Here is a 10,358-nt window from a genome sequence, read left to right on the forward strand (position 1 = left end):
CCGGGCCGCGCCGCGGCGACGCAGCTCCGGCGGGTCGACGTCGCGCACGTCGGCGCCCACCACCCGGCGGGCCCCCGGGTCGCGCAGCAGCAGCCGGTCGCCCACCCGCAGCGGCAGCGGGGTGGCCAGCCGGAGCCGCACCGCCGTCCCCTCCAGCGGACGCAGCCGCGCGCCGACCGCCGCCGAGCCGATGTGCACCACGGCCTCGGCCGGCAGCCGGTCCTCGTCCCAGGCCCCGGGAGCGAGGGTGACGTCGACGTCGGCGGTGGAGCGGAAGGCGCCCGGGGTGAGCAGGGCATCGCCGCGGTCGAGGTCCTCGACGGCGATCCCGCGCAGGTTCAGCGCCACCCGCGCGGTCGCCTCGGCCCGCTCGACCGGGCGGCCGAGGGACTGCACGCCGCGCACCCCCACTTCGCGGTCGCCCAGCGTCAGCCGGTCGCCGGGGGCGACGGTGCCGGCGGCGAGCGTGCCGGTGACCACGGTGCCGGCGCCCTTGATGGGGAAGGCGCGGTCGATCCAGAGCCGCACGGGCGCGCTCCGGTCGGGGGCGGGCAGCCCGGCCAGCACCGTCTCCAGGACCGCCGCCACCTCCGGCACCCCCGCGCCGGTGGCCGCGCTGACCGCCACCGCGGGCACCTCGCCCATCGACGTCCGGGCCAGGCGCTCCCGCACGTCGGCGAGCACCGGCGCCGGGTCGGCGAGGTCGGCCTTGGTCACGGCCAGCAGCGCGTGCCGCACCCCGAGGGCGTCGAGGACGGCGACGTGCTCGGCGGTCTGCGCCGACCAGCCGTCGTCCGCCGCGACGACGACCAGCGCGGCGGGCACCGAGCCGACGCCGGCCAGCATGTTGCCGATGAACCGCTCGTGGCCGGGGACGTCCACGACCGCGAGCCGCCGTCCCGACGGCAGCGTCGTCCAGGCGAAGCCCAGGTCGATGGTGAGCCCGCGGCGGCGCTCCTCCTCCCAGCGGTCGGGCTCCATGCCGGTGAGCGCGCGGACCAGCGTCGACTTGCCGTGGTCGACGTGCCCGGCGGTGGCGATCACGTCCATGCCGGTCACGTCCATGCCGGTCATCTGCCGACCGCCAGCACCGCGCCGGCCAGCGCGTCGTCGGCCGCGGGCGGCAGGCTGCGCAGGTCGAGCAGGGTGCGGTCGCCGGCGACGTACCCGACCACCGGCGGGGAGCCCGCCCGCAGTGCCTCGGCGTACCCGGGGGGCAGCGAGACCGCCGCGCTCGGCAGCGGGTGCTCCGGCGCGCCTCCCCCGCCGACCCGCGCCTCGGCGTCCACCGCGACGGCGTCCAGGCCGGCCGCGGCGAACCGGGCCGCCAGGGCCTCGGCCCGGCGGCGCAGGCCCGCGACGTCGGCGGCGAGCATCTCCTGCACCGGCGGCAGGGGGCCGCGCAGCGTCGCCTCGAGCGCGGCCAGGGTCGTCTTGTCCACCCGCAGCGCCCGGTACAGCGGGTGCCGGCGCAGCCGCTGCACGAGGTCCGCCCGGCCCAGGACCAGCCCCGCCTGCGGCCCGCCGAGCAGCTTGTCCCCGCTGGCGAGCACCAGGTCGGCGCCGTCGGCGAGGGTGCCCTGCAGGTCCGGCTCGTCGGGCAGCGCCGGGTGCGGTCGCAGCAGCCCGGACCCGACGTCGGCCACCAGCGGGACGCCGCTGCCGGCCAGCGCCGCGGCGAGCTCGGCCACCGGCACCGCCCGGGTGAACCCGCGGACGACGAAGTTGGACGGGTGCACCTTGAGCACCGCGCCGGTCTCCTCGCCCACCGCGTCGCGGTAGTCGTCGAGGGTCACCCGGTTGGTCGTCCCGACCTCGCGGAGCCGTGCCCCGGTGGCGGCCAGCAGCTCGGGGATGCGGAAGCCGTCGCCGATCTCGACCAGCTCACCGCGGGCGATGAGCAGGTCCCCGCGCAGCGCCGTGGCGACCAGCGCCAGCGCGGCGGCGCAGTTGTTGACCACGATCGCCGCCTCGGCCGCCGGCACGGCCGCGAGCAGCGCGGCGATCGCCGCCTCCCCGCGCGGTCCGCGGCGGCCGGTGCGCAGGTCGAGCTCCACGTCGGTGGTCCCGCTGGCGGCCGCGATCGCCTCGACCGCCGCCGGCGACAGCGGGGACCGGCCGAGGTTGGTGTGCACCAGGACCCCGGTGGCGTTGAGGACCGGCCGCAGGCTGCCCGCGGTCGACGGCAGTCCGGCGAGCACGGCGGCGACCGCCTCGTCGGGGGCGACGGCGCCCGCGCGGATCCGCTGCTGGACCTCCTGGACGGCGCCCTTGACCAGCGGCCGCCCCAGCCGCTCGGCCGCGGCGGCGAGTGCGGGGTCGGCGAGCAGCGTGTCGGTGCGGGGCACCTGCCGCCGCGGGTCGGCGCTCATCGCCCGGGAGCGTATGCGCCGACCCGCGCGCGGGTGGATGGCGGAGGCGGACGGGAATCGAACCCGCCTGACCGAGCTGCTCGGCCACGTCGGCTTTAGAGGCCGCGGGGGCCACCAGGCGCCCTGACGCCTCCGCGGGACAGCGTACGTGCGCGCGCCGTCCGGCTCCTCGCCGGGAACTGTCGGTACCCCCTGCCAGCATCCGCCGCGTGAAGCGCACCGAGGTCCGCCCCGCCGCGACGTTGCCGCCGGTCACCCTCACCCCCGAGGAGGCCGCGGCCATCGCGGCCGCGCTCGCCGCCCAGCCCGACGGCCCGTACGCCGAGGCGGGCCGGGGCGCGCTGGAGAAGGTCCTGGGCGCCCTGGAGCCCGACGCGGGCCGCCGCGCCCGGTTGCTCGCCACCAGCCTGTGGGTCAGCGCCGAGGCGAGCCACGCCACCGAGCTCCGCGCGCTCGTCGAGCAGGCCGTGGCGCAGCGCCGTGTGCTGGTCCTCCGCTACCGGGACGGCAAGGGGAACGCCTCCCGCCGCACGGTGGAGCCCCAACTGCTGGTCCGGAGCAACGACCACTGGTTCCTGGTGGCCTGGTGCCGGGAGCGGCAGGCGCCCCGCTGGTTCCGGGAGGACCGCATCGAACAGGTCCAGCTCACGGCCGAGACCGCGCAGCGCCGTGACCTGTCCGGTCTGGGTGTCCCGCCGTCGTCCGCCCACCCCGCCGGGCGGGCGCTGCACCGTCGTCCCCCGGCTCCCGACCCGGTCCTGTCAGCCGTTCCCGAGGGGTCGGACCGCCCGCGGCTGGTCGCGCTGCCGGGCGGCCGGTCCTGAGCCGGCGCCTCCCCTCGGGCTCCGCCCGTGCTCACGCCCACGGGGCGGGACGTCGAGGGATGCGCCCTCCGCCGGCGGCTACGGTCGGTCCGTGACCACCGCGCCCACCCGCATCCGGCTCACCCAGTACGCCCACGGCGGCGGCTGTGCCTGCAAGATCCCGCCGGGCGAGCTCGAGGCCGTCGTCGCCGGGCTGACCGCCACCGGCCCGCGGGAGCCGGCCGCCGAGCTCGTCGTCGGGCTGGACGACGGCGACGACGCGGCCGTCGTCCGGATCGCGGGCGGTCAGGGTCTCGTGCTCACCACCGACTTCTTCACCCCCGTCGTCGACGACGCGTACACGTTCGGCCGGATCGCCGCGGCCAACGCGCTCTCCGACGTCTACGCGATGGGCGGCACCCCCGTCGTCGCGGTGAACCTGCTCGGCTGGCCGCGCGACGTGCTGCCGGCCGAACTCGCCGCCGAGGTGCTGCGCGGCGGTCTCGACGTCGCCCAGGAGGCGGGCTGCCACGTCGGCGGCGGGCACTCGATCGACGACCCCGAGCCCAAGTACGGGATGGCGGTGACCGGCGTCGTCGACCTCGACCGGCTCATCACCAACTCCGCCGCCGTCGCGGGGACACCGCTGTCGCTGACCAAGCCACTGGGTGTCGGGGTGCTCAACAGCCGGATGAAGGCCACCGGCGAGGTGTCGGAGGAGGCGGTCGCCTCGATGACCGCGCTCAACCGGGACGCCGCCCGCGCCGCGGTGACGGCGGGGATCCGCGCCGGCACCGACGTCACCGGCTTCGGCCTGCTCGGGCACCTCTACAAGATGGCCCGGGCCAGCGGGGTGACGGCGGTGGTCGACGCGGCCGCCGTCCCCTATCTGGCCGGGGCCCGCGCAGCGCTGGGCGACGGCTTCGTCTCCGGCGGCACCCGCCGCAACCTCGACTGGGTGCGCCCGCACACCGACCTGTCGGCGGTGCCGGAGGACGAGGCGCTGCTGCTGGCCGACGCGCAGACCTCCGGCGGGCTGCTGCTGGCCGGTGAAGTCCCCGGCGCGCCGGTGATCGGCGAGTTCGTGCCGCGCGGCGAGTACGTCGTCGTGGTCCGCTGACCCCACCCGTCGGTTTCCGCGGAAAGCGACCAGCGGCGGTTTCCGCGGAAAGCGGCAGGTGGGAGGCCGCGTCGCCGGGCCGGGGTGACCTCGGTTACGGTCCGGGCATGCTGGCTGCCTTCGTCTCGACGCCCGCCCCGAAGGACCCGCTCTCCGTACTGGAGATCGGCGAGCGCCCGGAGCCGGAGGCGCCCGACGGCTGGACGACGGTGCAGGTCAAGGCCGCCTCGCTGAACCACCACGACCTGTTCAGCCTGCGCGGGGTGGGCCTGCCGCAGGAGCGGATGCCGATGATCCTCGGCACCGACGCCGCCGGTCTCGACGAGGACGGCAACGAGGTGGTCGTGCACGGCGTCGTCGCCAGTCCCGGCTGGACCGGCGACGAGACGCTCGACCCCAAGCGGAGCCTCTTCTCCGAGCTGCACCAGGGCACGCTGGCCGAGCGGGTCGCCGTCCCCCGGCGCAACCTGGTGCCCAAGCCGGCCGAGCTGTCCTTCGCCGAGGCCGCCTGCCTCCCGACCGCCTGGCTCACCGCCTACCGGATGCTGTTCGTGAAGTCGGGGCTGCGGCCGGGGGCGACGGTGCTCGTGCAGGGCGCCAGCGGCGGCGTCGCCACCGCGCTGGTGTCGCTCGGCCGCGCCGCCGGGTTCCGGATGTGGGTGACCGGGCGCAGCGAGGAGAAACGGCAGGCCGCGCTCGCCCTCGGCGCGGAGCAGGCGTTCGAGACCGGCGCGCGGCTGCCCGAGCGGGTGGACGGCGTCATGGAGACCGTCGGCGAGGCCACCTGGGCGCACAGCGTGAAGTCGCTGCGCCCCGGCGGTGTGCTGGTGACCTCCGGCGCCACGACCGGCTACAACCCCGGCGCCGAGCTGAACCGGGTCTTCTTCACCCAGCTGTCGGTCATCGGCTCGACGATGGGCACCCGTGGGGAGCTCGAGTCGCTGGTGCAGATGTGCCGGGTCACCGGCGTCCGCCCGGTGATCGACGTCGAGCTGCCGCTGGCGCAGGCGCGGGAGGGCTTCGAGCGGATGGAGCAGGGCCGGACCGCGGGGAAGATCGTCTTCACGACGTGAGCGGGCAGCGACGAGCCGACCGGAGGACCCGATGAGCGCTCCTGCCGACCGGGGCGTCGCCGCGTTGCGCGCGGCGGGCATCGCGGCCGACGTGCGCCGCTTCGACGTGCCGGTGCCCACCGCGGCGGTCGCCGCGGAGGTGCTCGGCTGCGCCGTCGGGGCGATCGCCAACAGCCTGGTCTTCGACGCCGACGGGGCTCCGCTGCTCGTCCTGGCCAGCGGCGCGCACCGGGTGGACACCGCGAAGGTCGCGGCGCTGGTCGGCGCGGCCCGGGTCCGCCGCGCGACGCCGGAGTTCGTCACCGCCGCCACCGGCCAGGAGGTCGGCGGGGTCGCCCCCACCGGCCACCCGGCGCCGCTGCGCACGGTCGTCGACGTCGACCTGGCCGCGCACCCGCTGCTCTGGGCCGGCGGCGGCGACCACCACACCATGTTCTCCGTGACCTACACCGACCTGGTGCGGCTGACCGGCGGCGAGGAGGCCGCCGTCGCCTGACCCGCGCCGGAGGGAGGAGCCGAGGTGATCGCCCGGATCTGGCGGGGCGTGGTCCGCACCGAGGACCGCGACGCCTACGTCGACTACATCGAGCAGACCGGGATGGCGCACTACCGGTCCACGCCCGGGAACGTGGCCGCGCACATGCTCACCCGCGACCTGGGCGACGGGCGGACCGAGGTGGTCACGCTGAGCTTCTGGACGTCGCTCGACGCCGTCCGCGGGTTCGCCGGCGACGACGTCGAGGTGGCCCGCTTCTACCCCGAGGACGACCGCTACCTGGTCGACCGCGACGTCACCGTCACCCACTACGCGGTCCACGACGGGGCCTGAGCGGACAATGGCGTCAAAGTGAGTTGACAGCGCAGGACGAGTCAACCTATGTTGACTGCCATGGCGGACACAGCACAGGTGGCATCCGCCGCCAGCAGCCGGGACCCGTCGGTCGGGCTCAAGGCCGTCCGGGCACTGCGCACCCTGGTCGAGCGGCTCGAGGCACTCCAGGTCGACAACGCCCGTGACCAGGGCTGGACGTGGGAGCAGATCGCCCAGTTGCTCGGCGTCACCCGGCAGGCGGTGCACAAGAAGTACGCGCGCGGCCGTGGGCCGCTCCGGCGGAAGGACTGAACGTGTTCGAACGGTTCACGAGCAACGCCCGCGAGGTCGTCGTCGGCGCGCAGCACGAGGCGCGGCTGCTGCGGCACGGATCGATCGGCACCGAGCACCTGCTGCTGGCGCTGATCGCGCAGTCCGGCACCCCCACCGCGCAGGTGCTCGCCCGGCACGGGCTCACCCACCCCGTCGTGGTCGAGGCGGTCACCGCACTGGTCAGCAACGAGGACCTCGACGCCGAGGCGCTCACCACGCTCGGCATCGACCTCGACGCCGTCCGGGACAAGGTGGAGGCGGCGTTCGGGCCGGGCGCGCTGGACGCCGGCGGACGGCGGAACGCCTCGGCCGGCCACATCCCGTTCACCCCGCGGGCCAAGAAGGTGCTCGAGCTGGCGCTGCGCGAGGCGATCGCGCTGAAGTCGAGGAGCATCACCGAGGTCCACATCGCCCTGGGCCTGCTCCGCGAGGGCCAGGGGCTGGCGATGAAGGTCGTGCTCGACCGCGGCATCGACGCGGTCGAGCTGCGGCGGGAACTGGCCGCGACGCAGGCTGCCTGATCGCACACACCCGCGTTGATCATGGGGTTGACGTCGACGCCACCGGCGTGTCCGGCCGTGTCGCCGACATCAACCCCATGATCAACGGGAGAGCGAGCGGAGCGGACCGGTCAGTCCAGCGCCCGCGTGTAGTGGCCGGCCTGCAGCACGCCCAGCGGGTCGTAGGTCGCCACGATCTCGGCCAGCCGGGCCAGCGTCGCCTCCGAGTAGCAGCGCCGCGCCGAGGGCCCGTCGTGCGGGATGCCGAAGTTCGGCCACACCCCGCCGGTGTCCCAGTCGGCGAGGGTCGCGAACAGCTCCGCGGCGTGCGGCAGGGCGCGGGGGTCGGCGGCCATCCCCACGGCCAGCACGCTGAACCGCGCGGCGCGGTGGTCGAACGCCGTCGGGTGCGCGCCCTCGCGGGCGTACGCCCCGCCCAGGTGCCGCACCTCGACCATCAGCTGCGGCGAGCCGGAGCCCGGGCCGGCGACGGCGAACAGCCGCTCGGCCGCCTCGGCCGGGAAGCCGTGGAGCAGGATCGCCGGGTCGGTGACCGGCATCGGGTCGACCGGGTCGGCGTGCACGTGGTCGATCTCGGTGTAGGGCCGCAGCATCGCGTCGTCCAGGATCACCGGCGCGACGGCGCGGATCTGGTCGAGCAGCCGCTCCCCCTCGGCCGGGTCGCCGGTCCAGACCATCCGCACACCGAGCGTCGTGCGCCCGGCCAGCGGCGGCGGGACCTCGGGCAGCGGCGGCAGCTGGAACACCACGAAGGACGTCGTCGCCTGCTCCGGCAGTGCGTCCGCCCAGTCCCGCCAGCGGTCGACGACGGTGGCGGCGTCGGCGCCGTCGAAGTAGATCGCGCCGCCGTAGAACGTCGGCATCCGGACGAGGTCGAACTCGAGGGCAGTGACGATGCCGGCCGCGCCCTTGCCGCCGCGCAGGGCGAAGAAGAGGTCCGGGTACTCGGTCGGGGTGACCCGCCGGAACTCGCCGTCGCCGGTGACCACCTCGAAGGCGCGCACCCGGTCGGCGTTGATGCCGAAGGTGCGGGCCATCGGACCGACGCCCCCGCCGGTGGTGTAGCCGACGATGCTGACGTCGGTGGTCGAGCCGTTCACGCCGGCCAGGCCGTACGGCGCGGCGGCCTGCACCAGCCGCAGCCACTTGACGCCGGCACCGACCCGCGCCCAGCCCTCGGGGTGGACGGTGCACTCGTCGAGGCCCTTGGTGGCGATCAGCAGGTGACCGGCCAGGGAGCTCTCCGCACCGTGCCCGGTGGCCTGCACGCCGGCGGTCAGGCCGTGCGCGCCGGCGAAGCGCACCGCGGCCACGACGTCCTCGGCGGTGCGGGCGTCGACGACGGCGGCCGGCCGCATCGGGACCGCGAGGTTCCAGGGGGTGACCAGGGCGTCGTAACCGGCCTCGCCGGGCGTGTGCACCGCGCCGGTCAGGCGGTCGCGGAGCGCGTCGTAGGTGACGTCCAGGTCGGTGGCGACGGGGGCGTCGAGGGTGAGGGTCACGGTGTCCTCCAGGTCGGGTGTCTCTGACGGGAGGAACCGTGGCCCCGGGCCCTTGACGGCGAGCTGTGGCCGCCTTGAGGGCCGACCTGCGGTGCGCTTGAGGAGCTCAGCCGCCGGCGGGCACGTCGGGGTGGGCGGCGAGGAAGAGGCCGCCGGGGTCGACCGACCGGCGGATCGCCGACAGCCGCGCGTGCACTCCGGGCGGGAACGCCTTCCGGGTGTCCACCCGCTCGTCGAGCATCGGCAGGTAGTGCCCGCCGGTCGTCCACGGCTCGAGGGCGGCGAGGAAGCGGCCGGCGTCGGCGCGCTGCCGCTCCCAGTGCGCCGCGTCGCCGCCGTCCGGCAGCCCGAGGCCCAGTCCGAGAGCGAGGAAGCGGCCGTCGAGCATCGACAGCGCGCCGCCGGCCGGGTCCGGGCGGCCCAGCGCGCCGCCGAGCTGGCGCAGCTCGGCGGCGGCCAGCCGGGTGCCCGACCGCGGTCCCGCGGCGTCGACGACGGCGGCGATCGCGGCGTCGGGCAGGTCGGCGACCAGCGTGCTGCTGGCGTAGGCCGGGGTCGGCCCCTCCGGGTCGAGGTGCAGCCGGACCAGGGAGGACGCCGGCACGCGCGCGACGGTGTCGATCTCCGGTCGCAGCGCACGCAGCGGCGCGAGCACCTCCGCGGCGGTGCCGTCGTCCCCTAGCACGGCGCCGTCGACCATCGCGAGCCGGCGGCCGCGCAGCTCGACCGGGACGTCGTCGGTGGTGGGCACCTCGACCAGCCGGAAGGACGTCGTCGCCTGCTCGGGCGCGGACACGCACCAGGTGACCCAGGCGGGCAGGACCTCCTCGACGGCGGTCCAGTCCCAGGCCAGGAAGCCGGCGACGACGGTGGCCAGCGGGAACAGGTCGAACTCCAGCGCGGTGACCACGCCGAGCGGCGCCGCGCCCCCGCGGAGGGCCCAGAACAGGTCCGGCTCGCGGTCGGCGGTGGCGCGGACGACGTCGCCGTCGGCCAGCACCAGCTCGACCGCCGTCACCGCGTTGCACTGCAGCCCCAGCTCGCGGGCGTACCAGCCGATCCCGCCGCCGAGCGAGTAGCCGACGACCCCGACGTCGGGGGACGACGGGTGGCGCGCGGCCAGCCCGGACCGGCCGGCCACCTCGGTGAGGTCCCCCCACAGCACGCCCGCCCCCACCCGCGCCGTCCGGCGCCCCGCGTCCACCGACAGCTCGGTCATCGCCGAGGTGCGCAGCAGGACGGCGTCGGCGAGCCGGCCCTCCAGGGGCGGGGCGCCGTGGCCGGTGCCCTGCGGGGCGACGGCCAGCCCGGCGGCGGACGCCGCGCGCAGCACGTCGGCGACCTCGTCGGGGAAGGCGGGGTAGACCACGGCCGCCGGGTGGTCGTCGACCTGCAGGTTCCACGGCGAGCGGGCCATGTCGTACGCGGGGTCGCCGGGCAGGTGCACCGCGCCGCCGCAGAGGCCGCGCAGGCTCTCCGCCCGGGTGCGGGCGGCGACCGGTGCCGGCTGCTGGGTCATGGCACTCCTCTGCCCATCATCGCTGGCCGACAGCGTCCGCCGGCGGACTTGAGAGGAACCTGAGGACCTCGTCCCCGCCGCCGGCGGCATCGAGGACCGCGTGCACCGTCCCCGGCGTGAGGAACAGCCGCTGCGCGACCTCGTGGACGCCGAGGCCCGCCTCGCAGAGCTGCAGCACCCGGCGCTCGGTCGCGGTCCGGCGCCGGACGGTCTCCCGCGGCGCGTCGGACAGCCCGCGGGCCGCCAGCGCCGCGCCGGCCCGCCGCAGCACGCCCCCGACGCCGAGCGCGTGCGCGGCGTCGGC

Annotated in this window: 12 protein-coding genes and 1 tRNA gene; 7 read left to right on the forward strand and 6 right to left on the reverse strand. The window is 76.4% G+C overall.

Annotated features, from left to right (window positions below; genetic code table 11):
- The 3 genes from selB to MY526_RS26470 form a co-directional block, all read right to left on the reverse strand.
- Positions 1-1,074 (reverse strand): selenocysteine-specific translation elongation factor (selB, locus tag MY526_RS26460; protein ID WP_436705436.1); only part of this gene is annotated, 1,074 nt, incomplete at its 3' end.
- Positions 1,071-2,372, reverse strand: a complete 1,302-nt coding sequence (gene selA / locus MY526_RS26465) for an L-seryl-tRNA(Sec) selenium transferase (protein ID WP_436705437.1) — start codon at positions 2,370-2,372, stop codon at positions 1,071-1,073. The genes selA and selB, both read right to left, overlap by 4 nt.
- 38 nt (positions 2,373-2,410) lie before the next feature.
- Positions 2,411-2,506 (reverse strand) — tRNA-OTHER (locus MY526_RS26470).
- A 75-nt stretch (positions 2,507-2,581) separates the two neighbouring features.
- On the opposite strand from MY526_RS26470, the gene MY526_RS26475 reads away from it, so the two are divergent.
- From MY526_RS26475 to MY526_RS26505, 7 genes are all read left to right on the forward strand, one after another.
- Positions 2,582-3,196 (forward strand): helix-turn-helix transcriptional regulator, encoded by a 615-nt coding sequence (locus tag MY526_RS26475; RefSeq protein ID WP_436690642.1) that lies wholly within the window; start codon positions 2,582-2,584, stop codon positions 3,194-3,196.
- A 91-nt stretch (positions 3,197-3,287) separates the two neighbouring features.
- Positions 3,288-4,295, forward strand: a complete 1,008-nt coding sequence (gene selD / locus MY526_RS26480) for a selenide, water dikinase SelD (RefSeq protein ID WP_436705438.1) — start codon at positions 3,288-3,290, stop codon at positions 4,293-4,295.
- 107 nt (positions 4,296-4,402) lie between these two features.
- The gene (locus tag MY526_RS26485; protein WP_436690638.1) at positions 4,403-5,368 is read left to right on the forward strand and encodes a zinc-binding dehydrogenase; all 966 of its coding nucleotides are present in this window, start codon (positions 4,403-4,405) and stop codon (positions 5,366-5,368) included.
- Positions 5,369-5,399: 31 nt separating this feature from the next.
- Positions 5,400-5,864, forward strand: coding sequence for a YbaK/EbsC family protein (locus MY526_RS26490; protein ID WP_436705439.1), 465 nt, complete (start codon positions 5,400-5,402; stop codon positions 5,862-5,864).
- Positions 5,865-5,888: 24 nt separating this feature from the next.
- Complete coding sequence (locus MY526_RS26495; protein ID WP_436690634.1) at positions 5,889-6,197, forward strand: hypothetical protein; 309 nt, start codon at positions 5,889-5,891, stop codon at positions 6,195-6,197.
- 60 nt (positions 6,198-6,257) lie between these two features.
- Entirely contained in the window at positions 6,258-6,491 is a 234-nt protein-coding gene (locus MY526_RS26500) for a helix-turn-helix domain-containing protein (protein WP_436690632.1), read from the forward strand.
- A 2-nt stretch (positions 6,492-6,493) separates the two neighbouring features.
- Positions 6,494-7,033: a Clp protease N-terminal domain-containing protein gene (locus tag MY526_RS26505; protein ID WP_436705440.1), complete on the forward strand. Its 540-nt coding sequence runs from the start codon at positions 6,494-6,496 to the stop codon at positions 7,031-7,033.
- Between the two features lie 110 nt (positions 7,034-7,143).
- Here MY526_RS26505 and MY526_RS26510 read toward each other — a convergent pair whose 3' ends face one another.
- The 3 genes from MY526_RS26510 to MY526_RS26520 form a co-directional block, all read right to left on the reverse strand.
- A complete protein-coding gene (locus MY526_RS26510) occupies positions 7,144-8,535 on the reverse strand; it encodes an FAD-binding oxidoreductase (RefSeq protein ID WP_436705441.1) in 1,392 nt (463 codons plus the stop codon).
- Positions 8,536-8,641: 106 nt separating this feature from the next.
- Complete coding sequence (locus MY526_RS26515; RefSeq protein WP_436705442.1) at positions 8,642-10,054, reverse strand: FAD-binding oxidoreductase; 1,413 nt, start codon at positions 10,052-10,054, stop codon at positions 8,642-8,644.
- A 16-nt stretch (positions 10,055-10,070) separates the two neighbouring features.
- The coding region (locus tag MY526_RS26520; RefSeq protein WP_436705443.1) for a LuxR C-terminal-related transcriptional regulator at positions 10,071-10,358 on the reverse strand (288 nt) is incomplete at its 5' end.

The sequence above is a fragment of the Geodermatophilus sp. CPCC 205761 genome (assembly GCF_051383655.1).
Taxonomy (GTDB): Bacteria; Actinomycetota; Actinomycetes; order Mycobacteriales; family Geodermatophilaceae; genus Geodermatophilus.